The 25,008-nt window shown below is 41.5% G+C and carries 18 protein-coding genes; 12 read left to right on the top strand and 6 right to left on the bottom strand.

All coding sequences use genetic code 11. From position 1 onward, the window contains the following. The first annotated feature begins 19 nt into the window (after window positions 1–19). The 8 genes from BLU33_RS13340 to BLU33_RS13305 all read left to right on the top strand — a co-directional run bounded on the left by BLU33_RS13340 (window position 20) and on the right by BLU33_RS13305 (window position 11,047). Window positions 20–2,575, top strand: a complete 2,556-nt coding sequence (locus tag BLU33_RS13340) for a phosphocholine-specific phospholipase C (RefSeq protein ID WP_091373598.1) — start codon at window positions 20–22, stop codon at window positions 2,573–2,575. A gap of 137 nt (window positions 2,576–2,712) precedes the next feature. Further along, a complete protein-coding gene (locus tag BLU33_RS13335) occupies window positions 2,713–3,942 on the top strand; it encodes a hypothetical protein (protein WP_091373595.1) in 1,230 nt (409 codons plus the stop codon). Window positions 3,943–4,103: 161 nt separating this feature from the next. Next, complete coding sequence (locus BLU33_RS13330) at window positions 4,104–5,255, top strand: Gfo/Idh/MocA family protein (protein ID WP_232009273.1); 1,152 nt, start codon at window positions 4,104–4,106, stop codon at window positions 5,253–5,255. 16 nt (window positions 5,256–5,271) lie between these two features. Beyond that, window positions 5,272–6,327 carry a sugar phosphate isomerase/epimerase family protein gene (locus BLU33_RS13325; protein ID WP_091373591.1) on the top strand — a complete coding sequence of 352 codons (1,056 nt, stop codon included), beginning with the start codon at window positions 5,272–5,274 and terminating at the stop codon, window positions 6,325–6,327. Window positions 6,328–6,350: 23 nt separating this feature from the next. Then, a complete protein-coding gene (locus BLU33_RS13320) occupies window positions 6,351–6,746 on the top strand; it encodes a c-type cytochrome (RefSeq protein ID WP_091373588.1) in 396 nt (131 codons plus the stop codon). A 178-nt stretch (window positions 6,747–6,924) separates the two neighbouring features. After that, window positions 6,925–7,692, top strand: a complete 768-nt coding sequence (locus tag BLU33_RS13315) for a 3-keto-disaccharide hydrolase (RefSeq protein ID WP_091373585.1) — start codon at window positions 6,925–6,927, stop codon at window positions 7,690–7,692. Between the two features lie 150 nt (window positions 7,693–7,842). Beyond that, window positions 7,843–10,017 carry an outer membrane protein assembly factor BamB family protein gene (locus tag BLU33_RS13310; protein ID WP_091373582.1) on the top strand — a complete coding sequence of 725 codons (2,175 nt, stop codon included), beginning with the start codon at window positions 7,843–7,845 and terminating at the stop codon, window positions 10,015–10,017. Between the two features lie 10 nt (window positions 10,018–10,027). Then, window positions 10,028–11,047: a nucleoside hydrolase gene (locus tag BLU33_RS13305; protein WP_091373579.1), complete on the top strand. Its 1,020-nt coding sequence runs from the start codon at window positions 10,028–10,030 to the stop codon at window positions 11,045–11,047. Window positions 11,048–11,097: 50 nt separating this feature from the next. Here BLU33_RS13305 and BLU33_RS13300 read toward each other — a convergent pair whose 3' ends face one another. From BLU33_RS13300 to BLU33_RS13285, 4 genes are all read right to left on the bottom strand, one after another. Next, window positions 11,098–12,399 carry an MFS transporter gene (locus tag BLU33_RS13300; protein WP_091373576.1) on the bottom strand — a complete coding sequence of 434 codons (1,302 nt, stop codon included), beginning with the start codon at window positions 12,397–12,399 and terminating at the stop codon, window positions 11,098–11,100. Between the two features lie 78 nt (window positions 12,400–12,477). Continuing rightward, window positions 12,478–13,236 (bottom strand): ThuA domain-containing protein, encoded by a 759-nt coding sequence (locus tag BLU33_RS13295; RefSeq protein WP_091373573.1) that lies wholly within the window; start codon window positions 13,234–13,236, stop codon window positions 12,478–12,480. 178 nt (window positions 13,237–13,414) lie between these two features. Then, a complete protein-coding gene (gene xylA / locus BLU33_RS13290; protein WP_091373570.1) occupies window positions 13,415–14,746 on the bottom strand; it encodes a xylose isomerase in 1,332 nt (443 codons plus the stop codon). Between the two features lie 14 nt (window positions 14,747–14,760). Continuing rightward, the gene (locus BLU33_RS13285; RefSeq protein WP_091373567.1) at window positions 14,761–16,245 is read right to left on the bottom strand and encodes a xylulokinase; all 1,485 of its coding nucleotides are present in this window, start codon (window positions 16,243–16,245) and stop codon (window positions 14,761–14,763) included. Between the two features lie 134 nt (window positions 16,246–16,379). Here BLU33_RS13285 and BLU33_RS13280 point away from each other — a divergent pair, with 134 nt between their 5' ends. Then, window positions 16,380–17,408 (top strand): LacI family DNA-binding transcriptional regulator, encoded by a 1,029-nt coding sequence (locus BLU33_RS13280; protein ID WP_091373564.1) that lies wholly within the window; start codon window positions 16,380–16,382, stop codon window positions 17,406–17,408. 168 nt (window positions 17,409–17,576) lie between these two features. Here BLU33_RS13280 and BLU33_RS13275 read toward each other — a convergent pair whose 3' ends face one another. Both BLU33_RS13275 and BLU33_RS13270 read right to left on the bottom strand, forming a co-directional pair. Next, a complete protein-coding gene (locus tag BLU33_RS13275) occupies window positions 17,577–18,365 on the bottom strand; it encodes a peptidoglycan recognition protein family protein (RefSeq protein WP_091373561.1) in 789 nt (262 codons plus the stop codon). Further along, on the bottom strand, window positions 18,365–18,988 hold the full coding sequence (locus tag BLU33_RS13270) for a hypothetical protein (protein ID WP_157682142.1): 624 nt from the start codon (window positions 18,986–18,988) through the stop codon (window positions 18,365–18,367). The genes BLU33_RS13275 and BLU33_RS13270 overlap by 1 nt, the downstream gene beginning before the upstream one ends. 518 nt (window positions 18,989–19,506) lie before the next feature. On the opposite strand from BLU33_RS13270, the gene BLU33_RS13265 reads away from it, so the two are divergent. The 3 genes from BLU33_RS13265 (at window position 19,507) to BLU33_RS13255 (ending at window position 24,988) form a co-directional block, all read left to right on the top strand. Then, the gene (locus tag BLU33_RS13265; protein WP_091373556.1) at window positions 19,507–20,112 is read left to right on the top strand and encodes an RNA polymerase sigma factor; all 606 of its coding nucleotides are present in this window, start codon (window positions 19,507–19,509) and stop codon (window positions 20,110–20,112) included. Between the two features lie 90 nt (window positions 20,113–20,202). After that, a complete protein-coding gene (locus BLU33_RS13260) occupies window positions 20,203–21,408 on the top strand; it encodes a FecR family protein (RefSeq protein WP_091373553.1) in 1,206 nt (401 codons plus the stop codon). Between the two features lie 205 nt (window positions 21,409–21,613). Next, window positions 21,614–24,988 carry a TonB-dependent receptor gene (locus BLU33_RS13255; protein WP_197684501.1) on the top strand — a complete coding sequence of 1,125 codons (3,375 nt, stop codon included), beginning with the start codon at window positions 21,614–21,616 and terminating at the stop codon, window positions 24,986–24,988. Window positions 24,989–25,008: the final 20 nt, after the last annotated feature.

The following is a 25,008-nucleotide window of genomic DNA, read 5'->3' as shown; positions in this document are numbered from 1 at the left end:
CAACAACCTCAATATTATAATGGATAACAGGAGAGATTTTTTAAAGAAAGCTGCATTGTTAACTGGCGCGGCAGGTGTTACCAGCGTTTTACCCGCATCAATACAAAAGGCATTAGCTATAAATGCACCTGAAGGCAGCACTTATATGGATGCTGAGCATATTGTAATTTTAATGCAGGAAAACCGCTCTTTCGACCATTGTTTCGGCACATTGAAAGGTGTACGTGGTTTTAATGATCCACGTGCTATTGATCTGCCAAACAAAAATAAAGTATGGCTGCAGTCAAATGCTGAAGGTGAAACTTACGCGCCATTCCATCTGGATATAAAAAATACGAAAGCTACCTGGATGAGCTCGTTACCACACTCGTGGAAAAACCAGGTTGATGCCCGTAACGATGGCAAATTCGACCAGTGGCTTAACGTAAAAAAGAATAGCATAAAGGAATATAGCCACATGCCTTTAACCATGGGCTACCATAATCGCGAGGATCTTCCATTCAATTACGCGTTGGCTGATGCGTTCACTGTTTGTGATCAGAATTTTTGTTCATCGCTTACCGGTACTAATCCTAACAGGCTTTATTTCTGGACGGGTACAGTGCGCGAAGAGCAAAATGAGAACTCAAGGGCCAATGTTTGGAACGAGGATATGGACTATGGTACTTTGAAATGGGCAACTTTTCCTGAACGTTTGGAAGATAACGGCATCAGCTGGAAATGCTATCAGAATGAAATGAGTATTGATGTTGGTTTTGAAGGGGAGGAAGATCCATGGCTATCAAATTTCCAGGATAACCCGCTGGAGTTTTTCGCCCAATACAATATCCATCTGCACAAAAAACATTTGGAAGCATTGGACAAAAGATTGGTGCAATTGCCTGTAATGATAGATGATCTAAACAAGAAAATAGCAGCTCTTCCAGCAGGCGATGCGCATATTGACCACCTGCAAAAACAGGTTAAAGAGATGCAGTATTATCTTGATCAGTTTAAAAAGGAGAAGGAAACTGTTGATCCTAACGGCTTTGATAAACTATCAGATCGTGAAAAAAGCATCCATTTAAAAGCCTTCAATACCAATACAAACGATCCGGATTATCATACGCTTACTAAGTTAACTTATGATGATAATGGCACACAACGTGAAGTGCAGGTGCCTAAAGGAGATGTATTGCACCAGTTCAGGCAGGATGTAAGTAAGGGAAGCCTGCCAACGGTATCATGGCTTACCGCTCCTGAAAACTTTAGTGATCACCCATCAGCAGCGTGGTATGGCGCCTGGTATGTATCCGAAGTGTTTGATATCCTTACCAAAAATCCGGAGGTGTGGAAAAAGACCATCTTCATCTTAACTTATGATGAAAATGATGGCTACTTTGATCACGTACCGCCGTTTACAGCACCACATTCACATAAAGAGGGTACCGGTAAAGTGTCAAAAGGGGTAGATACCCGTGTGGAATTTGTAACGCTTGAGCAGGAACAGGCACGTAAGGATTTTCCTGAGAAATTTGATAAAGAAAACTCAATAGGCTTAGGTTTCCGTGTGCCAATGGTGATCGCTTCACCGTGGAGCAAGGGTGGTTATGTAAATTCAGAGGTATTCGATCACACTTCAACCCTGCAATTCCTGGAAGATTTCCTGAGCAAAAAAACAGGTAAAAAAGTACTTGAACCCAATATCAGTGATTGGAGGCGGACTGTTTGCGGTAACCTTACCTCTGCGTTCAGGCCATATAATGGTGAAGCTATACCTAACCCTGAATTTTTAAAGAAGGACCCTTTTATAGAGGGGATTCATAACGCGAAGTTTAAAAAATTACCATCCGACTATAAGTTGCTTACCCGGGCTGAGATCGACCTGATCAATACCAATCCGGTTAATGCACCTTATATGCCGCAGCAGGAAAAAGGCATTCGCCCGGCATGTGCATTGCCTTATGAGATGTATGCTGATGGTAAATTAAGCGCTGATAAAAAGTCGTTTGAAATAAAGTTTACCGCGGGTAATAAGGTATTTGGTAATAAGGCAGTAGGTGTGCCATTTAATGTGTACGCGCCGGGCAAATACCTGCAGCAAGCAGATGGCGCATTAGGCGATGTACGCACCTGGGCATACGGTTTAACTGCCGGTGATACGCTGGGCGATGCCTGGCCACTGAATGAGTTTGCCGACAACCAGTATCATTTAAGAACTTATGGCCCTAACGGTTTCTTCCGCGAGTTTAAAGGCAATGCGCAGGACCCGGATATTAACATCCATTTTGACTATCAGCGAAGCCTGACCAGCAATAAGCTTACCGGCAACGTGATATTGAAATTGAGCAATGCCACCAAAAGTGGTCAAATGGTAGAGATAATTGACAACGCTTATAAAACCAATAACTACAAAAAGCTGGTATCACCATCTGGCGAAAGCAGCCTGGTTTTAAACCTTGAAAAAAGCCATAATTGGTATGATTTCAGCGTGAAGGTTACCGGTCATAACTCTTTTGAAAAACGCTATGCAGGCAGGGTTGAAACCGGTAAGCCAGGTTACAGCGACCCTTTTATGGGCAGAATAATAGTTTAATGAACTGAAACAAATATAGAAAGGCGGGCTCCGGTATTTATGCCGGGGCCTTATTTTTTGTGAGGTATTCTATATCGGAGAAAATGTATTCAATTTAATGTAAATTAGGCAAGTATATTATTAATAAAATCTTATTTATGCGGCTGAGGCTATTATTTGTTTTACTTCTGTGTGTATTTTTATGCGGATGCTTCACCTCTTATAATAACCAAACCTATTTCAGAAAAGTACAGGTCAAAAACCAGCCTAACCCCACTAATGATGTTATACGTATCTATATTGATAAGTATGGTTATTTCTACCCCAATATAGCCGTTCCAATCAACAGGTCTGTTTTTATGCACCCTTATAATCATGTAAAGGATGCCGATACAACAGGGGCTAATTTGTATTATTATTTCACAACCAACACCAGGCCGCTGGATTCATTAGCAAGATTTTATAAGGTTAACGGTTCGGGTATTCCGGACAGAATATATAACGATGTGGAAAATAAGATAGTAGCCGCTTATGCTGATAAAATCCACCAGATGGTAGTAAGGCTGCATGCTGATAGATATGTTGTTTTTGTACACGGCTTTAATGTAGAGGATGCTACCGAAGATTATGACCTGTTAAAAAAGAAAATAGAAGAAGGGCATTATAATGACCATAAACATATGGTGTTTATTGAGATCTATTGGGATGGCTTAAAGAACTTGAATAATAAAGTAACATCCGCCATAAAAATATGGGAGCATGCGCAAAACAATAGCCGGTACGTAGCCCTGGCCCTGCGCAAATTGCTGGATAATTTACAGGATCCCATCCCGTTGGTAATAATTACGCATAGTTTGGGTGCAAGCGTTGGCACGGGTGCTTTATTCAACTGTACATCAAAATGGGCCCAGATGAAGAATGAACGTGATCAATTGCAATTAGACAATTTGATGAAGCTGAGAACACCAACTTTTCCTGATATCCACCTGGGCATGCTTGCGCCAGCTATGCCCGGGGTTGAAACATTTATTGATTTTAACAAGCGCTCGCCTGATATTGAAGCAAAGGATAACCGTATTTATCCTATTGTTATTGGCTATAACCCTTATGATTTCGCGGTTAGCAAATGGTTCCTGTCGGCACAAATGGGTGCAACTACTTTAGGTTGTAATTACATTACTAAAAACCAGGCAGAGATTGACCGGGTTAAGAAAGTATTGGCCGATAGCCTGAAATATGATACCGCTTATGTCAGTAAATTGATAGTCCCAATTAAATTTAGAACAAAGCAAAAATTCCCCATAATACATTTGGAGGAACATGGTTTGCCTTATTATTTGAAAGATACCGTGAATATTAAGAAGTTTATGGATGATCTCTTTCTGTAGATAAACTCGATTTAGCAATAGTATTGTTACAAGCATTTTCGTTTATTTGTGCAATAATTGCGGCTACAATGGCAGGTATTAATTTGAAATTATACTATCTTGGCTTGCGAAAATAAATGTAGCTTTCCCTCGGGTTTGCGGTATTTCACCAGTATAAACAAATGAAGTTAAAACTAGGAATGATAGGTGGCGGTCAGGGTGCTTTTATAGGCGCTGTACATCGCATTGCCGCCCGTATAGATGATGAATATGAACTGGTTTGCGGTGCTTTCAGCAGCGATCCGGAAAAAGCTAAAGCAAGTGGTGTATTACTTGGCTTACCTGCAAACAGGGTATATACCTCCTATAAAGAGCTTATTGCGAAGGAAAAACAACTACCCGAAGATGAACGTGTTCAGGTGATCAGCATAGTTACCCCTAATCACGTGCACTTTGAGCCAACCAAATTGGCTTTGGAAAATGGTTTCCATGTCATACTGGATAAGCCTATGACCTTTTCACTGGCTGAGGCTAAGGAACTAGAGAAAATAGTTAAAGCCAGCGGCAAGCGCTTTTGCCTTACTCATACTTATACCGGCTACCCTATGGTTAAAGAGGCGAAACAATTTGTAAAGTCTGGTAAACTGGGCAAGATCAGAAAGGTGTATGTTGAATATCCACAAGGCTGGTTAAGCACGTTCCTGGAAGGTGATAATCAAAAACAGGCCTCATGGCGCACCGATCCGGGTAAAAGCGGCATAGCAGGTGCTATGGGCGATATAGGTACACATGCCTTTAACCTGGCTGAATATGTAAGCGGTTTACAGGTTACTAAAATTTGTGCTGATATCAATATTGTAGTGGAGGGCCGCCAGCTGGACGATGATGGCGCGGCACTGCTTAAATTTAATAATGGAGCAAGCGGTGTGCTTATGGCTTCACAAATTGCGGCCGGTGATGAAAACAATGTTAAGGTAAGGGTTTATGGCGAAAAAGGCGGCTTGGAATGGCAGCAGGATGTGGCCAATACCTTATTGGTGAAATGGCTGGATAAACCCGCCGAAATATACCGTACAGGCGGCGGTTATGTGAGTTCGTTCTCCTCTCACAATACGCGTGTACCCGCCGGGCACCCCGAAGGATATTTAGAGGCTTTTGCTAACTTGTACCGGAATTTCGCGTTATGTGTTAAGGCTGATATAGAAGGCAAAACACCAGAGCCGGAATGGCTGGATTATCCCGGCATTGAAGATGGTGTAAGAGGGATGGCCTTTGTGGAGAATGTGATCGCCTCCGGCAAATCGGATACTAAATGGACAGATTTTATTATATAATCTATCATAAAAACAAATGACAACTATTAAAGGCCCGGCCATATTTATAGCGCAGTTTATGGGGCCGGATGCTCCGTTTAACAATTTGAGAAATATTTGTGAGTGGGCAAGCGGCTTAGGCTATAAAGGTGTTCAATTACCTACGCTCGATGCCAATTTTATCGATCTGCAAAAAGCTGCTGAAAGCAAAACTTATGCCGATGAGCTAAAAGGTATAGCAGGCGAATTTGGTTTGGAAATAACCGAACTATCAACCCATTTACAAGGCCAGTTAGTAGCAGTAAACCCGGCTTACGATCTGCTGTTTGATGGTTTTGCACCTGAAGCATATCGTAATAACCCAAAGGCAAGGCAGGAATGGGCCGTACAGCAGTTAAAATATGCAGCTAAAGCATCACAAAATTTAGGTTTAAACGCCAGTGTTACCTTCAGCGGGGCATTAATATGGCAAATGATGTATCCATGGCCGCAGCGCCCTGCTGGTTTGGTTGATACCGCTTTTGATGAATTGGCCAAACGCTGGGAACCAATATTAAATGTGTATGACGAGTGTGGTATCGATCTGTGCTATGAGATCCATCCCGGCGAAGACCTGCACGATGGAATTACCTACGAAATGTTTCTGGAAAAGGTAAACAACCATCCACGGGCATGTCTATTGTACGATCCATCGCACTTTGTGCTGCAGTGTTTGAATTATTTGGAATATATCGACAATTACCATGAGCGCATAAAAATGTTCCATGTTAAGGATGCGGAGTTTAATCCAACCGGTAAACAGGGCGTATATGGCGGCTATCAGAACTGGGTTGACCGTGCGGGCCGTTTCCGCTCATTAGGGGATGGACAGGTTGATTTTAAATCTATTTTCAGCAAATTAGCCACTTATGATTTTAAGGGTTGGGCCGTACTGGAATGGGAGTGTGCCATTAAAAATTCAGCTGATGGTGCTAAAGAGGGAGCCGGATTTATAAAAGATCATATTATAAGAGTTACAGACAAAGCTTTTGATGATTTTGCATCATCAGGCGGTAACGACGATTTTAACAAAGCACTATTAGGAATTAAGTAATTATCAATAAAAAACAAATATCAATGAAAAGAACCTTCATTATTTTAGGACTGGCATTAGCATTTGCCGCTTGTAATGGCAACAAATCAAATAGCAGCACCGATACTACAACTACTACAACCACCACTACTTCAGCAAGTTCATCAACAACTACCGTTAAGGATACTGTTGGTAAAGCACTGATAGCTAAAAATGATTGTTTAACCTGTCATAAGCTTGATCAAAAAATTGTTGGTCCGGCCTACCAGGATGTGGCTAATAAATACACTGCTTCGGCAGATGTTATTGACACTTTAGCTAATAAAGTAATTAAAGGTGGTTCAGGTAACTGGGGATCAGTTCCAATGTCGGCGCACCCTGATCTGTCAATGGATGACGCACGCGAGATGATCAAGTATATTCTATCGTTAAAAAAATAAAATGCCTTTTTGTCATTTCGACGAGGTACGAGGAGAACTCTTCTGCGACTTGCATCCAGACTTTGCATATTAAAGAAGATTTCTCTCTATCGTTCGAAATGACAGAACGTTATTAAACATGCGTATACGCTAAAAGCGTACAGCGCGTTTTATAAGATATAAACCAACTATAATTAACATGAAATATAAAATTGTATTAACAGCATTATTAGCCGGGAGCTTTTTTATGGCTAACGCGCAAAATGCTAAACCCGAAGATACAGAAACGTGGAGCCCTGAACCGGCAGTAGTAACTCCCGGCAAAACAGGTGCGGATGCACCGTCTGACGCTATTGTATTGTTTGATGGAACCAACCAGGAACAATGGGTATCGGCACAGGACAGATCACAGCCGGCTAACTGGATAATTAATAAAGGCATCTGGACGGTAAATAAAAAGGTAGGTAATATTGAAACCAAAAAGCTATTCACCAATTACCAATTGCATATTGAATGGCGTATCCCTGCTGATATAGCTGGCAGCGGACAGGCACGTGGCAATAGCGGTGTATTTTTAGCATCATTAGGCTCAGGCGATTCAGGTTATGAATTGCAGGTATTAGATGCCTACAAAAACAAAACCTATGTTAACGGTATGGCAGGCAGTATTTACAAACAGTTCATCCCGCTGGCTAACCCTGCAAGGCCTCCCGGCGAATGGCAGTCATATGATGTGATATGGACCGCCCCAACTTTTAATACTGATGGTTCATTAAAAACACCAGCACGGGTAACAGTTATCTATAATGGTGTTTTGGTTGAAAATAATGTAGAACTAAAAGGCCCAACCTTATACATAGGTAAACCTGAATATAAAGCACACGGCCCCGCAGCCATTAAATTGCAGGCACATGGTGATGACAGCAAGCCAATCAGCTACCGTAATATTTGGGTAAGAGAGTTGTAAAATTGAATATCATTTAAAAAGAACAAAATGCTGGATGTAAATAGTCATCCGGCATTTTGTTTTTAAGGGATTTAGTATCATTTTTATCGTGAAGTCAGTTTAACCCGACAGAACAATCTTTATAAACCAATTTTTTACCTTTCCTAATAAATGAGAATCTCAAATACCAAAGCTCTTTGCGGGGTATTGCTGGCTGTAGCCGTTATTACTGCTTGCAATAATAGTTCAAAACCAGATTATGGCGGCTGGGGAATGGCCGGGGGGAATTCAACAGGGAATAAATATTCATCACTTACCCAAATAGATACCGATAACGTTAAAAACCTGCAAGTGGCCTGGACCTACCATACCGGCGATGCGGATACCGCGGCATCATCACAAATACAATGTAATTCTATTGTTGTTAACGGCGTTTTGTACGGCACATCGCCCCAACTGTCGTTATTCGCTCTTGATGCCGCTACAGGGCAGCAAAAATGGGTATATAAGCCAGTTATTCATATAGAAGGTTCAAGAGCAGGGCATTTCGGTATGAATAACAATCGGGGCGTAACGTACTGGACAGACGGAAAGGATGATGAACGCATTCTATATGTCACCGGGCAATATTTGCAGGCTGTTGATGCCAGAACCGGGAAACTGATAGAAAACTTTGGGAAACAAGGCAAGGTAGATCTCCATGTTGGATTAGGTGATAATGCAGCCGATCTGTATGTTACCGCTACCTCACCCGGCAATATTTATAAGGATCTGTATTTAACCGGTACCCGTGTATCCGAAAGTATGGATGCGGCTCCGGGTTATGTCCGTGCCTTTGATGTGCGTACGGGCGAAATGAAATGGATCTTCCATACCATACCGCAACCCGGTGAGGCAGGTTATGAAACCTGGGGAAATAAAGATGCCTGGAAACTTACAGGCGGTGTAAACAACTGGATGGGCATGACCATTGACCAGAAAAGGGGTATTGCCTATATCCCGCTTGGTTCAGCTTCCATGGATTTTTATGGCGCTAAAAGGCCGGGAAATGATCTGTATGCTGATTGCCTGGTGGCACTGGATGCTGCAACAGGTAAGGTATTATGGCATTTTCAATATGTGCACCATGATACCTGGGATCGTGATCCATCATCGGCTCCGGTTTTGGTCACCGTAAAGCATGACGGGCAAATGGTTGACGCTGTTGCGCAAACTACCAAGCAAGGCTTTGTGTATTTGTTCGATAGGGTAACGGGCAAATCACTGTTCCCAATAAAAGAAACGCCTGTTGACACCGTAACCGAGCTTAAGGACGAAAAGCTGTCGCCCACACAGCCTATCCCGCAACTGCCAAAGCCTTATGTACGGCAATCATTTTTAGAAAAGGACATTAACCCTTATCTGACCGATTCAGCAAAAGATGATATCAGGAAACAGCTGGCAACTTACCATACCGGGCACCTGTTTACACCGCAATCAAAAGAGGGTACTATCATATTCCCCGGCTTTGATGGCGGGGCCGAGTGGGGTGGGCCATCGGTTGATCCAAACACAGGGCTACTATATGTAAATGCCAGCGAAATGGCCTGGATATTGAAAATGTACGATGTAAAACAAGCCGCCACCGGTGCCGAAAACTATGGGCAGGCAGGAGTACGGTTGTTTCAGCAAAATTGTATGTCGTGCCATGGTGCCGATAGAAAGGGCGGAGGTAATTACCCGTCGTTAATAAATATCGGCCAAAAGCTAAATGAAGCAAGTTTTATCGATTTTATAAATAACGGGCGCAGAATGATGCCTGCTTTTCATCACCTGCCGCAACAGGAAAAGGAAGCGATCGCTAGTTATGTGCTGAATTTGCCCGAGGAGAAGAAGAAGCCATATGTGCAACATATGTCGGCTAAAGAAGAATTCAGAAATGTGCCTTACAGTATATCTGGCTATAACAGGTTTGCAACAAAGGATGGGCTACCGGCTATTGCACCGCCATGGGGTACATTATCGGCTATCGATTTGAATACAGGCCAATATGTTTGGCGGGATACTTTGGGACAGGATGAAAAATTCAAGAACGTGAAAAATACCGGTACCGAAAACTACGGCGGCTCGGCTATAACAAAGGGTGGATTGCTGTTTATAGCTGCCACAAAGGATGGTATGTTTCGGGCGTTCAACAAAAATACGGGCAAACTACTGTGGCAGGTTAAATTGCCGAATGCGGGCTTTGCCACACCATCTGTTTACGAGGTGAATGGTAAGGAGTATGTGGTAATTGCCTGCGGCGGAGGGAAACTAAACACCAAATCGGGAGATTCATACATAGCCTTTGCTTTACAGGCCAAATAGAGTCATCAAAATGAGACATACAACCACAAATAAATTGCCTGGAGTAGTTAAACAAGTAGTGCTGATAATAATATCGTTATATGCGATAAGTACGCATGCCCAGGCAAGTAAAGGCAAGTCTGTACACGTGATCTTTGATACCGACATGGCTACCGATTATGATGATATAGGCGCGATAACTTTATTGCATTATTATGCTGACCAAGGCAAGGTTAACATATTGGCTACCATTGCAAGTACTAAATATCCGCGCGTAGCTGGGGTTTTAAGTGTGATGAATACTTATTTTAACAGGCCGGATATCCCTATCGGCGTACCAACCGGGGCTGCATCAGCTGATCCTGACTGGCAGAAATGGTCGGATACGCTGGTGGCAAAATATCCGCATAAAATAAGATCGAATGATGAGGCGATGGATGCTGTAAAGCTGTACCGTAAAATATTAGCTAAGCAGCCGGATAACAGCGTTGCCATCATAACCATTGGCTTTTTTACCAATGTGGCGAATCTGCTGAGGTCAGCTGCGGACGAGTATTCACCATTAAGCGGACAACAATTGGTTGATAAAAAAGTGATCAAAATGGTTTCTATGGCCGGGAAATTCCCTGTGGGATGGGAGTACAATATGGATAATGATTCCCTGGCCTCGAAATGTGTTTTCTCGCATTTTACAAAGCCAATTATATTCAGCGGATTCGAGATAGGAGAAAAGATCCATACTGGCATACCGTTGATCCATAACGAAAAGATTATCAACGACCCTGTAAAGGATGTGTTCAGGATATCTATACCGCAAGCCAAAGAAGATGTAAACGGACGTATGAGTTGGGATGAAACCGCGGTATACATTGCTGTGAATGGCCCCGCTCCATACTATAAATTAGTGCCGGGGAAAATTCAGCTTAATGCTAATGGAAGTGACAATTGGGTAGAAACTGGAAATCAATATTATTTGCTTGCCATACGGCCACCATCGGAAATGGAGGCTATCATCAATAATATATTGATATACCAACCCACAAAAAAATAGCGATAAAATTATCTTTTACCGCTATCCATATTTTCTAATATACCTGCAAACTATGCTGCAGCCATAGTTGCTTTTTTGCGTGAGCGCATGTACAATACTAATCCTCCAAAAGCTACAATAAGCATAATAGGGATAATCAAAGTAGCGTGTAACACATCAGGTCCTGCCTGACTTTTGGCTTGTGCCAGGGCTTGTGCCATTGGTGTGCCATCGGCGGCTTTCAGGTAGCTGCCCAGGTCGGCGCCCGCAGGTAAATATTTAAGGGTTAACTGATCATAATGACCGCCCATAAATATCATGTATAATGATACCGCGAACATACCCGCGCCACCCATCAGGTTTAGTCCAACTGCGCCTGTACGGGGCAGGTTTTCGGCCACGAAGCCTATCATACAAGGCCAGAAGAAAGCCACACCTAAGCCAAATATAATAGCGCCTAAGAATATAGCATCACCATGTAGGTTAATCAGCAGGTAAATACCCAGTGCTGATAATATCGCCGAAATAAATAAAACACCCTGTGGCGCCAGTTTATGCACAATCGGACTTGCAAATGCCCTGCCCAATACCTGTACCGATGCTACGAAGGTGAGTATCAAAATGGCATTGTTGGTTACAGTTTTAAAGAGTACATCCATCCACTGGTTAGTGAACAGCTCTGTAATAGCTGTACCGAACATACAAAGGATCATAAAGCCAAATAGCGGGTTGAAGAGCGCCTTGTACATATCGCCGGTACTTACACCCGATGCAACTCTTTCCGTTACCGGGAATTCCAGTTTGGAGAATAAATAACCGTATATTAAAGTAGGGATCAACATAACGCCGATTTCCACCTGTGAGATCCAGTATGGTTTAGGTGATATGCCATGTGCCAGCATGCTATCCAAACCAAAAACCACCAATGTACCAATAACAATACCTGCCGGGAACCATAAGTGGAAGTGGTTTAATTTGGTGGTCTTATTATCGGTAAACAGCGATGCTACCAGCGGGTTACAGGTTGCTTCAACAGTGCCGTTGGCAATGCCTATAAGTAGGGTTGATGCAAATAATGTCCAATATCCATTAGCGAAAATGGTAAGCACAATGCCTAACAGGTGAAATATAAAAGCAAATACCAGTAGTTTCTTCATGCCGATGATATCGACAATAAAACCACCAACAATAATGGCCAGAGGAAATCCCCAAAAGGCGGTAGCCGCGATGGTGCCCAGTTCTGAAGCATCCAGGTGGAATCTTACGGCCTGGTCGTTTAATATCCCGGCACGTATACCAAATGATAGGGAGGTTACTAAAAGCGACAAGCAGCTGGCTACAAATAGCTTATTTGTTTGAATGGTTTTTTGCATATAATCGGTTTAATCTGTTTGTTATAATTGGCTGTTATAAATTGCAATATACTATAGTTATTGTTTAAAAGGCAACACCTATTTTACTGTTCCCATGGCATACTTTATCCCGCCCAAAAGGTGCTGTAAATAAAGCGGATCGGAGTAGGATTCATTGGTATGGCCCAGCTCAGTATAAAAAGCCCTGCCACCATCATAGTTGTGGTACCATGCCATTGGATGATAAGCCGGGTTCTTGCCGCCGGTATAGCTAGTCTCATCAATGGTTAACAAGATATGAAGGTTGGGTTCTATCCATTTAAAGTTGTACCATTCGTCAAATCTTTTCCAGTGTGTGGGTAAATGTTTGGTGGCGATATTGTCGGGGTCAACCACATCAATAATGGCATCCTGTTGTGCCGGGTGACTATCAAAATAAGCGCCTACTAAATTACCGTACCATTGCCAGTTGTACTCGCAATCGGTAGCAGCGTGTACACCCACAAAGCCGCCGCCGGCCTCAATGTATTTCATGAATTCCTTTTGCTGGGCATCGTCCAGAACATCATGTGTGGTGCTTAAAAAGATCACTGCCGCATATTGTTTTAGGTTGTCATACGTGAATTTACGGCTGTCGGTAGTGCTGTCGGCTTCAAATCCGTTTTCAGTCCCCAGTTTTTTAATGGCCACAACTCCTGCCGCGATGGATTCATGATGATAGCCCGCTGTTTTACAAAATATAAGCACTTTAAGCTTCTGCTTTGCCGAAACGGGATTGATACTTAGCAATATTAGCGCAGCTATACTGCATAAAGTAACAAGGCAACTATGGAAGTTAATTCTTTTTTGAAGTCTCATTTTTTGCCGGTTTGAATTTATAATAGGTTTATACTACAATCGATTTAGCAGCAGGACATATTTACAGATTATTTTTGTGGATAGCAATAATTATTAAAATTGTTACGCGAGGAAACGATCGGAAATAAAAAAGGCCCGCTTTTCAGAAGGCCTTATAGATATGTAATAAGCTTTAAAACTATATAAAGTTATTAATGATATTCTCATAATATTCCTGTTTGCCACTGATAGCTTTAGGTTCGCCATTGTCAATAGCATACTGGCGCAGGTCTTCAAGGGTAAGTTTCCCGTTCTCAAAGTCCTTACCGCTGCCACTGTCGTAGGAAGCATAACGGTCCTTACGCAGTTTTTTGTAGTCTGATTTTTGCAGGATATTATCCGCAGTGATCAGCGCCCTTGCAAAAACATCCATACCACCAATGTGGGCATAAAACAGATCCTCAGGATCGGTTGAGTTTCTTCGGATCTTGGCATCAAAGTTTATACCGCCGCCACCAAAGCCACCGGCTTCCAGGATGATCAGCATGCCCTCGGTCACTTCATTGATATCATTCGGGAACTGGTCGGTATCCCAGCCGTTCTGGTTATCACCACGGTTGGCATCAATTGAACCCAGGATTCCTGCATCAACAGCTACCTGCAACTCATGCTGAAAGGTATGGCCCGCCAGGGTAGCGTGGTTTACTTCCAGGTTCAGTTTAAAATCATTCAGCAGGTCGTATTTCTGCAAAAAGCCTAATACGGTGGCTGCATCATAATCATACTGGTGTTTGGTGGGTTCGCATGGTTTTGGCTCGATAAAGAAATTGCCTTTAAAGCCTTGCTTGCGGGCATAGTCTTTTGCCGTATGCAGGAATTTGGCGAAATGTTCCTGCTCGCGTTTCATGTCGGTATTTAGTAAGGACATATAGCCTTCTCTTCCTCCCCAGAATACATAGTTCTCACCACCCAAAGCAATCGTAGCATCCAGCGCTGCCTTTACCTGTGCTGCAGCATGGCTCAAAACATGGAAATCCGGGTTGGTGGAGGCACCGTTCATATACCTGCGGTTGCTGAACAGGTTGGCGGTACCCCAAAGCAGTTTTACACCGCTGGCGGCTTGCTTTTGTTTGGCATAGTCAACCAAAGCCTGCAGGCGGCGATCGTTTTCTTTTACATCATTGGTATAGTCCACCACATCCACATCATGGAAACAGTAGTACTCCATACCTATTTTGGTGATGAACTCAAAGGCGGCATCCATTTTATCTTTGGCGCGTTCCACGGCATCTGTTTTTGCATCCCAGGCAAAGATGTGGGTGGGTTCGCCAAAGGGATCGGCTCCATTACCTACAAAGGAGTGCCAGTAGGCGCAGGCAAAGCGCAAATGATCCTTCATGGTTTTTCCGGCCACTACTTTATTCTCATCATACCATTTAAAGGCTAAGGGATTAGCTGATTGTGCCCCCTCGTATTTTACCTGACCTATCCCCTTGAAAAACTCTTTTTCACCTGTTATTATGCTTCCCATAATTTATATACTTGTTAATTATTTAGTAATTGTTTGTTTAGTAGTGTTTTCCATTCCTGGTAAACCGCCTGAATTGATTCTGTATTTGTTGGTACAATAAGCTGTACCGGGTGCATGTGCTCAAATGCAGCCTCCGGTGATGCGAATATCCCCGCGCCAATGCCTGCACCAAGCGCCGCGCCAACGCTGCCGTCATTTTTATAAAGCTCAACCGGTACGCCTGTCACATTCACAAATGTTTGGGCAAAGAGATCGCTTAAAAACAGGTTATTCTTTCCTGCTCTTATGATGGTAGGGTTCATGCCGTTTTCGCGCATAATATCCAATCCGTAGCGGAATGAGCAGGCAATGCCTTCCTGTACAGCCCTGAACAAATGTGCCTGTGTATGTAAATTAAGATCGATGCCATGTAGATGTGCGCCAACCTGTTTGTTATTAAGCATACGCTCGGCACCATTGCCAAATGGTAGTACCCGTAAACCATCGCTGCCAACCGGTGCTTTTGCGGCTTCGTTGTTCATTTGCTGATAGCTGGGGTTTGCACCAAAACTATTTTTTGCCCAGCGGTACATGCTGCCTGTGCCATTTATACATAGCAATACGCCTAAGCGCTTTTCATCGGTTGCATAATTAACGTGGGCAAAAGTGTTTACGCGAGATTGCTTATCATACGCCAACTGATCGCTTACACCGTAAATTACACCTGATGTGCCTGCAGTAGCGGCTACCTCGCCAGGGTTCAATACGTTTAATGATAAAGCATTATTAGGTTGATCGCCTGATTTATAGCTTACCGGGATACCCGCCTTTAATTTCAGTTTTTCAGCAACTGACGCCAGCAGATAACCATGTGGTGAGAATACCGGGTTTATTACCGGGAACAAACCTTCATCAAAACCAAAATAATCAACAATATCTTTTGATACCTGGTTGGTTTTAAAATCAAAGAAAATGCCTTCGGATAGGGCGGATACTGATGTGGTAATATCACCCGTAAGTTTCATGGTGATGAAATCGCCCGGCAGCATTATCTTATCTATCTGCGCGTATATTTTAGGTTCGTTTTCTTTTACCCATGCTAATTTTGATGCAGTAAAGTTGCCGGGTGAATTTAACAGGTGCGATAAACATTTGTCATGGCCTATGACATCAAAAGCTTTATCACCAATCTCCACAGCACGGCTATCGCACCAGATAATACTATTTCGTAATACTTTTTGTTGTTTATCAACCAAAACCAGCCCGTGCATTTGGTAGGCAATGCCAATGGCTGCAATATCATCGGCATTATAAGTGCCTGTGGCATGGCATAAAGCAAGCGCCTGCTGAGCTTGCTGCCACCACATATCCGGCGATTGCTCGGCCCAGCCCGGTTTTAGCGCTATGATAGGGGATTCTTCATCCGGGTATTGAGCCGATGCTACAGATTGTTGCGTAACCGCGTCAACAATACTAACTTTTACCGATGACGTACCTATATCTATTCCTAATAATAACATATTAAAGTTTGCGATTTTGTATAAATGCCTGTAGTTTATAAATTGGTCGATAATTTACTTCACGAAATTATGCTAATTTTTTTATTCTGCAATCGATTGCAGAAATTATTTTTATTATCTTTCACAAATAAGCCATGAGAAAGAAACGGACTACCATTTACGACATAGCCGAAAAGCTGAATATTACAGCCTCATCGGTATCGCGTGCATTAAATAATAGCAATTATGTTAATGAGAATACCAAGAAACTGATCCTTAAAACAGCTGCGGAACTTAATTATAAACGCAATACCATTGCCTCAAACCTGCGTAGTGGCCAGTCAAAAACTATAGGCATTGTTGTGCCGCGTATCAATCAGAACTTTTTCGCGAATGTAATAGCCGGGATTGAAGACGCCACTTATGAAAAAAATTACAACCTCATCATCTGCCAATCCAATGAGCAGGAGGAGAAAGAAGTAAAATGTGTTAATACACTTATAAATCAACAGGTTGATTGTATCGTAATATCTGTATCGGCTGATAGTCACGACCATACACACCTTAAAAATGTAATAGAGCATGGTATTCAACTTATTCAGTTCGACCGTGTAGTTGATGAACTGGAGACCTTAAAGGTTATTAATGATAATGAACAGGCATCGCTTGAGGCCGTATCGCACCTGATTGAGCAGGGGTATAAGCGTATTGCTTTATTGGAAGGACCTCAAAATCTGGATATTTTCAAACAGCGAAAGGCTGGTTATCTTAAAGCTTTAAAAAAGCATAAGATCCCGGTTGTTCATGACCTGATCATTGAAAATGCATGGACAAAAGAACTAGGCGCAGAAGGTACCCGTAAATTGCTGAGCATGCCCAAACCTCCCGATGCCATATTTGCATCCACCTCTGATTTTTCGGCCCTTGGTGTATTGGAGGTTGCTACAGCCATGGGCTTTAAGGTACCCAGCGAATTAGGCATCTGTGGTTATTCAAATGAGGCTTTTACTGAAATAACCAGTCCGTCTATTACTACTATAGATCAGTTTAGTATTTATATGGGCAAAACCATTGCTAACCTTTATTTCCAGGAAATGGAAAATAAGGAAACGGAGGTTATCCCTAAAATTATCAGTATAAAACCTAAGTTAATTATACGTTCATCAACCAGTAGAAAAGGCTGATAAGGTATAATACGCTGGCTGATCCGCACTAGTTCGTGTCAATCATAAAATATCGCTAGTCGTAAGCCTAAAGTCTTGAGTCAAAATTCAAAAAGAACGAAATCTGGCTTTAGACTTATAACTAAAGACTATTGACTTGACACTAGTATATTGCTGGTATAAAGGAGATCACGATGTTATTAATGCCCATGTTTTCGGACCCACAATACCATCAGGAACAGCGCCATGGGCTAATTGAAAAGCACGTACAGCGGCTTCGGTTTTTGGCCCGAAATTGCCATCAGGTGTTACACCAACCTTGGCTTGCACTATCTTAACTAAAACAGGATCATTTGGTATGCCGCGGCGAAGCGTGGCCCTGCCGGGTGCTGTTGGTTCAACCACGGGTATTAATACAGGCGCAGGGGCTGTTCCGTTTAATATAGCGCTTACAGCTGCACGAAAAACAACCATATCAAAATCCGGGTCAGTTTTACGACCTACAGGCAAAGCATATTCTTTATGGCCTGCGCAAAATTCAACACCTTTGCCAATATGTGTTAATATAGCGGCTACCCCACGCTGATAAGCATCCATTTGTACTGCCGGCCATGGAGAGTCATTGCGGCCTCCTGTATTTTCGGCTTCAATGCCTATGAAGCTGGTATTGCCTGTAGTAATACCCTGCCATTTACCTGCACCGGCATGGTAACACCGGCCGGCTGCAACCACATAATAAGTCCCATCCCTGCCAAGGCCAAGCTGTGAAAGCGGACCCGCAAGATCAGGCCTGCCATTAATCAGCACATCTAATGAGGGCATATTTTGGGTTAGATTGGTAGTACCTGTATGATGACAGAGTACGCCCAATACTTTGCCCATATCACCATGTCCCCGGGTTTCCCATCCGGGCTGTAAAGCTACTTTCAGGCCCGCGTTTGTTAAAACATCCGGTAACCATGTTAATGAATAAGCCATTATTGCATTCCTCCTTCCGATGCCGGCAGATCGGCATTCCCTGTTAAAGTTGTTGACTGGATACCGCAACCATCCAAATTTTCATCATTGTAGATGGTTGATACGGGAGGTGTGGCAATTGATGTAATTGGTGATGACATAGTTGATGTGGTTGTTGTTACCGGTGCAGATATTGGTGGAGGTGTTAATGTAGTTGTTGTCATTTGTGTTGATTGAAGGGTAGAGGATACGGCAGCCAATTTGCTTTCAAAGTATGATTGTGTTGCTTTAGCGCCAAAAACGAAGGCTATAACACCCATCCAGTATTCGTCAAGCCCTATAGCTTTTAAATCGTGTTTTTCCCAGCCTATCTTTAGCAGTAACATGCAAATAACATTGATCATCATAAATACCGCAATACGCATAGTGCTTATCCCTTTATTTGAATCGCGTAATAATTCAGGAAAAGCGAATGAAAATCCCAGCATTATAGTGAAAAATACAATTGCAATGTTCGCACCGGTTATTGTGCCGAATATTTGCTCATAAAACATATAAAGTAAGCAGAGCAGGATCGTGCTGAATCCTATGATCTGAAGATAGGAGACTTTATCTTCAGAAACGTGTAATAGTTTTCGCAGCATAAGGTTGGTTTAATATTTGGTTGATAATTAATATAAAAATACCTCTAAAATTTTAATTATCAATTTATTAAATCAATTAATATATTTTTAGAAAAATGTATTAATTAATCCGTGTGGTAACAAGTTTTAAAAGCATTTAGCTTCTTGTAGAAGTAATAATATATATAAATATTTATAATACTTCTATGTAATATTAAATGGCTTTATATATCTTTAACAATCGGTTTCTTTTCAGTTTGTTAAATGAATCAGGCAAAACACATTTAACAAATTTGTTAGAGAACTTAACAAATTTGCTATTGCTTAACCGGCAACAGCTATAATTTTACTTTACAATTATACTGCGTTTTTACAAACAGCAGCAAAACCTATTTAATAAAATTTAAAGAGCTCAAATTTCCAGAGGAGTTGGTATCTCCGTATGGTTTAATCCTTAGCCGTTATTATTTAAGAACGGAGAGGTATTGGCTTATTTAAATAAAACTTATTGATACCAGTGAGGTAATAGATGATTATTTATGATGCCAGTTATACCCTTTGATACAGACAAGGTTGTAGTTAATAATAATCAAATTCAAAAGCTAATTTTGGGTGATGAAGATGCATTTAAAAAAATCTATGATCAGTATGCTCAAAAAGTTTACAGGCTTGCATTCCATTATTTAAAGGGTAAGGACTGGAGTGAAGAAATTGTACAGGAAACCTTTATAAAGCTATGGCTTAATAGGGAATCGCTTGATACCGAAGGTGATATATGGTCATATCTGTCACTTATCTCTAAAAGATTATCGTTAAATTTAATAAGGGAGATCTCCCGGTCAACCAGTCTTACCGATAAACTGATTTCAAATATTGAGGAAGTATATAATGCTACTGAGGAAAATATATATGCAAATGACCTGGAACAGATCACCGAAAAACTAATTAATCAGCTCCCAAGGCAACAACAGCTAATATATAAGCTAAGCCGTGTTGATGGCCTTTCGCACAAGGAGATTGCCGATCAGTTGAGCATATCGCCCAATACGGTAAAAAATCATATGGTACAGGCGCTTAAAACTATAAAGGCTAATCTTAACTTTTCGTACCTCATATCTATTATAATAGTATTATTTTCAAAATAATTTCTAATTCCACTAGTCCTATCCCATAAGTTCCGTGTTCTATATATAACCAGCCCTTCAAAAGGGCCCAATTATAAACATTGAATAATCATGGATGAGGATAAACTTAAGCGTTTACTGTATCAGTATTTTAATAACTCAATAGATCCTGAGGATTGCGTGGAGTTAATTAAATATATAGATGCTAATCCTGAAAAAGTTACTGAACTATTAGACCATCACCGGTTTAACCTTAATAACGGCCCGGCACTTGGTGAAACAGAGGCAACCCAGGTTTTTCAACGCATAAAATCTGATAAAAGATTTCATATCCCTCAAACTGAGTACAGGCAACAATCCCTTGTAATTAAATTTTTTAAAAAACAGTGGTTCAGCGTAGCTGCTATACTTTTAATCTGTATTTCAATTGCCTTATTTAAAACACTTAATACACATCGTACAGACAATAACAAGCTGGCAAGCAATACCAATAAAGCTATTATAGTACCGGGGGGTAACAGGGCTACCTTAACCTTGTCGAATAATAAAATTATAGTACTTAATAACTCAGCAAACAGGGTTCTTGCAAGTTTAGGGTCATCCAATGTCCGCACAATCCATAATGCCCAACTTGTTTACAAAAATAGCCCGGGCAGTAACAGCTCATCAGCCGACGAAAATGCGATAAATACCTTATCAACTCCGAGGGGTGGCCAATACCAGGTTGTATTATCTGATGGCACTAAGGTTTGGTTAAATTCAGCTTCTTCAATAAGTTATCCGGTTGCATTTACCGGTAACGAACGCCGCGTTAAGTTAACCGGCGAAGCATATTTTGAAGTAGCGAAAAATAAGGAGAAGCCATTTTATGTAAGCATGAATAACGTACAGGTAAGGGTGTTGGGTACGCATTTTAACATAGCGGCCTATAATAATGATGATAATATAACAGCTACACTGCTTGAGGGATCGGTACAGGTAACAAAAAATAATTCATTGTCATTATTAAAGCCAGGCCAGCAGGCTGTTGTGCCTGAAGGTAATAATGATATTCATATTTTGCCTGCTGATATTGAACAGGTTATGGCCTGGAAAAATGGTTATTTCAGTTTTAATGATGAAAACATAACCGATATTATGAAAAGGGTTTCGCGCTGGTATGATGTGGATGTGGAATATAAAGACAATATAAAAGATCAGCAGTTTGGCGGGATATATGACCGTTCAAAAAGCCTTGCCGATCTGTTGCATTATCTGGAAAAATTAGGAAAAGTTCACTTTGAGATTGAGGGAAGGAGGGTGATAGTAATGAAGTAACTCTACTCAAAACTCTTCTTTTCTGAATAATAAAACCAGGAGCGTTCGTACCGCCCCTGGCTTAAGCCAATGCTGGCATTCAGACCATTAATCAAATTGTAGTTGAAACAATCAATAATTATTAATCCAAACTCAAATGTATAAAAATTTTACTGAATTTATGTGCAGCAAGCCTCGTAGCTGTATTTATAAAACTCTGCTTGTCATGAAGATAACGCTAATTTTACTAATGACCACTTTTTTGCAGGGCTTTGCCACAACCTATGCTCAAAAGGTAGTTTTGCGAGTTAATAATGCTTCTTTAAAAGAGGTGTTCGAAAAGATACACAAACAAACCAATTACGACTTTTTGTATAATGCCGATGACCTAAAATCAGCAAAAAAAGTAAGCCTTGATCTCAAAGATGCATCACTAAAGCAAGCGCTTGACGAATGCTTTAACGATCAGGCATTAACCTATGTGATTGATAATAAAACCATTTTAATAACAAAAAAGGTAAACGCCACAAATGAACTGCCTGTTGCTATAGCTGTTACAGGTAAAATAACGGATGATAAAAACTCATTATTACCGGGGGTAACAGTAAGGGAAAAGGGTACCCAGAATTTTGTTACCAGTGATAGCCGTGGAAATTTTAAGATCATAGTGGCGAATGAAAATGCTATACTGGTTTTTACCTATGTAGGTTTTGCCCCGCAGGAAGTACCTGTAAATAAAAGCACGCAACTGAACATTATTTTAAAGGAAACCACTCAAAATTTAAATGATGTTGTTGTTATTGGTTATGGCCAGCAAAAAAGGGGTGATGTAAACGGTGCAATATCATCAGTTACGGCTAAAGATATACAGGATGTACCGCAGGTTAGTATTGATCAGATGCTGCAGGGCAGGGCTGCCGGTGTTACAGTTACCGAAGGTACCGGTGCACCGGGTAGTGCTGCTTCGGTGCATATAAGGGGTATAGGTAACCTGTCGGGCTCAAATGAACCATTGTATGTAATTGATGGTATTGAAGTATCAGGCGATGCTAATAATTATTCTACCAGTGGCCAAACTGCCAATCAAAACCAAAATAATGGCGAAAACGCTGTTAGCCCGCTATCGTTACTTAACCCTAATGATGTTGCATCAATTGATGTATTAAAAGATGCATCTGCAACCGCAATTTATGGTAGCCGTGCCTCAAATGGTGTAATTATTATTACTACTAAGCGTGGTAAAAAAGGTAATGCTCATCTTAATTACGATGGCTATTATGGTGTACAGCAACAAGGCCATTTCTTAAAAATGATGGATCTGCAGCAATATGCAAGTCTTGAAAACCAGATGGCTGCAATTTACCAGGTTGCACCCAGAGGTGAATTTGCCGATCCAAGCGTATTAGGCCCCGGAACCAACTGGCAGAAAGCAGTATTCCAGACGGCACCAATGCAAAATCATAATCTGTCTGTATCAGGAGCTACTGATAAGGTTGATTATTACTTATCCGGTGGGTTTCTAAAACAGGATGGAACAATTCTTGGATCAAATTTTAAGCGTTATTCGTTCCGCACAAATGTAAATGCTACTGTAAAGGACTGGCTTAAACTGGGCGAAACTATGGCATTGAGCCGTACTGAAGAAAACCAGGGGTTAAGTGATAATGGCGGTATAGTGTATAATGCTTTACTGAGTGCGCCCGATCAGGCGGTTTATAATCCCGATGGAACATTCGCGGGCCCACAGGCTAACCAGTTATATGGTACAATTAATCCGGTAGCCCAGGCCTTACAAAGAACAAATAACCTGGTAAGGAACGAGGTGAACGCAAACTTTTATGGTGATATCCGTTTTATCCCGGATCTGACCTTAAGATCAGAGCTAGGTGGTGATTTTAATTTCTCAGATAGCCGTTTATTTAACCCAACCTATGTTTATGGTATTTTAACCAATCCAACCGCAACATTGAGCGAAAGCTGGCAGCAGAGCCTGTACTGGTCATGGAAAGAGTACTTAACCTATAACCATACCTTCGGTAAAAGTAATTTAACAGCGTTATTAGGTCACGAAGTAAGTGAATCAACCTGGAATGGTATAAGCGGCTCCCGCCAAACATTTTTCAGCAATGAACTGCAAACACTTAATTTAGGCGATGCCGCAAGCGCACAAAATAGTGAATATAAAGGCAGCGGTGTACTTGAATCAGCATATGCCCGCGGTATTTATACCTATAACAATAAGTATAGCTTAACCGCAACTATCCGTTCTGATAAATCATCAAACTTTGCTCCGGGGCACCAAACCGGTTATTTCCCGTCAGTTGCAGGTTCATGGCGTATATCTGATGAGCCATTTATGGCAGATACCAAAAAGATTGCTGATAACATCAAATTCAGGGTAGGCTGGGGTGAAGTAGGTAACCAGGATATACCCGGTTATGAATACGGAGCGGCACTTACGCCTGTTACCACGGGCCTTGGAACCGGTTTCTTTATTGATAAATATCCAAATCCAAACCTGAAATGGCAAACATCCATCCAAACAGACATTGGTGTTGATTTTAGTTTGATCAACAGAATTGATGTGTCTTTTGACTGGTATAACAAAACTTCTAAAAACTTCCTTTTCCAGGAGCCACTACCAACTTTCTTAACCGGCGATGCTACTTACCTTGGCGGTATATCATCAGAGTATGTTAACGGTGGTCAGGTTAATAATAAAGGGTTTGAATTTAGCATCAATAGCAGAAATATAAATACAAAGGATTTTACCTGGAACACTACTGTAACGTTCTCACATTACACCAATAAGGTAATATCGCTGGTGGCTAATACACCTATTATTGGGCAAATAACTAATGGTTACCTGCAATTACCTGTTACACAAACAGCGGTTGGTGAGCCTATCGGCGAGTTTTATGGCTATAAGGTAAAAGGTATTTTTAAAACTGCGCAACAGCTATTAAGTGCACCTGTACAGTTTGGCCAGCCAATTGCGAATGGCACATCAGGTACATGGTTGGGTGATATACAATATGTTGATGAAAACCACGATGGAAAGATTGATGCAAGTGACCGTACTTACTTAGGTAATCCCAATCCAACTTTTACATATGGCTTTACAAATAACTTCAGCTATAAGGCATTTTATTTAAACATCTTCTTCCAGGGATCGTATGGTGGTAAAATATTAAACGCCCTGGATTATGCTATTGGCAGTTTAAATTCATTATATGTAAACCAGCTGGCTTCTTCAGCTAATTACTGGACCCCTAGCAATCCAAACTCAAATATACCGGCACCAAAAGGCGGACAAAATTATAACCTTGAAATGTCTGACAGGTTTTTGCAAAGCGCTTCTTACCTGCGGCTGCAAAACGTTCAGTTAGGATATAATTTACCCGAGGCCTGGGCAAAATATGTTGCTATGAGCAAGCTAAAAGTTTATTGCAGCGCTCAAAATGTGTTGGTAATAACCGGTTATAAAGGTCTGGACCCTGAAGTAGGCCAACAAAATCAAAATGTGTTCTTAACGAATGTCGACTTAGGACGATACCCTTCGCCAAGAACGATCACATTCGGTATTAACGCTGAGTTTTAACATAAAAAGGAATTTTTGAC

Origin of the sequence: Mucilaginibacter mallensis (assembly GCF_900105165.1) — a bacterium.
Lineage (GTDB): Bacteria > Bacteroidota > Bacteroidia > Sphingobacteriales > Sphingobacteriaceae > Mucilaginibacter > Mucilaginibacter mallensis.
This window is presented reverse-complemented; position numbering and strand designations above follow the sequence as displayed.

Bases quoted from the DNA above. Each gene is read 5' to 3' on its own strand.
- BLU33_RS13310 (WP_091373582.1), top strand. From the start codon at position 7,843: ATGAGAATCTCAAATACCAAAGCTCTTTGCGGGGTATTGCTGGCTGTA.
- BLU33_RS13340 (WP_091373598.1), top strand. From the start codon at position 20: ATGGATAACAGGAGAGATTTTTTAAAGAAAGCTGCATTGTTAACTGGC.
- xylA (WP_091373570.1), bottom strand. From the start codon at position 14,746: ATGGGAAGCATAATAACAGGTGAAAAAGAGTTTTTCAAGGGGATAGGT.
- BLU33_RS13295 (WP_091373573.1), bottom strand. From the start codon at position 13,236: ATGAGACTTCAAAAAAGAATTAACTTCCATAGTTGCCTTGTTACTTTA.
- BLU33_RS13300 (WP_091373576.1), bottom strand. From the start codon at position 12,399: ATGCAAAAAACCATTCAAACAAATAAGCTATTTGTAGCCAGCTGCTTG.
- BLU33_RS13315 (WP_091373585.1), top strand. From the start codon at position 6,925: ATGAAATATAAAATTGTATTAACAGCATTATTAGCCGGGAGCTTTTTT.
- BLU33_RS13330 (WP_232009273.1), top strand. From the start codon at position 4,104: ATGAAGTTAAAACTAGGAATGATAGGTGGCGGTCAGGGTGCTTTTATA.
- BLU33_RS13320 (WP_091373588.1), top strand. From the start codon at position 6,351: ATGAAAAGAACCTTCATTATTTTAGGACTGGCATTAGCATTTGCCGCT.
- BLU33_RS13325 (WP_091373591.1), top strand. From the start codon at position 5,272: ATGACAACTATTAAAGGCCCGGCCATATTTATAGCGCAGTTTATGGGG.
- BLU33_RS13270 (WP_157682142.1), bottom strand. From the start codon at position 18,988: ATGCTGCGAAAACTATTACACGTTTCTGAAGATAAAGTCTCCTATCTT.
- BLU33_RS13275 (WP_091373561.1), bottom strand. From the start codon at position 18,365: ATGGCTTATTCATTAACATGGTTACCGGATGTTTTAACAAACGCGGGC.
- BLU33_RS13335 (WP_091373595.1), top strand. From the start codon at position 2,713: ATGCGGCTGAGGCTATTATTTGTTTTACTTCTGTGTGTATTTTTATGC.
- BLU33_RS13265 (WP_091373556.1), top strand. From the start codon at position 19,507: ATGATGCCAGTTATACCCTTTGATACAGACAAGGTTGTAGTTAATAAT.
- BLU33_RS13255 (WP_197684501.1), top strand. From the start codon at position 21,614: ATGAAGATAACGCTAATTTTACTAATGACCACTTTTTTGCAGGGCTTT.
- BLU33_RS13305 (WP_091373579.1), top strand. From the start codon at position 10,028: ATGAGACATACAACCACAAATAAATTGCCTGGAGTAGTTAAACAAGTA.
- BLU33_RS13280 (WP_091373564.1), top strand. From the start codon at position 16,380: ATGAGAAAGAAACGGACTACCATTTACGACATAGCCGAAAAGCTGAAT.
- BLU33_RS13285 (WP_091373567.1), bottom strand. From the start codon at position 16,245: ATGTTATTATTAGGAATAGATATAGGTACGTCATCGGTAAAAGTTAGT.
- BLU33_RS13260 (WP_091373553.1), top strand. From the start codon at position 20,203: ATGGATGAGGATAAACTTAAGCGTTTACTGTATCAGTATTTTAATAAC.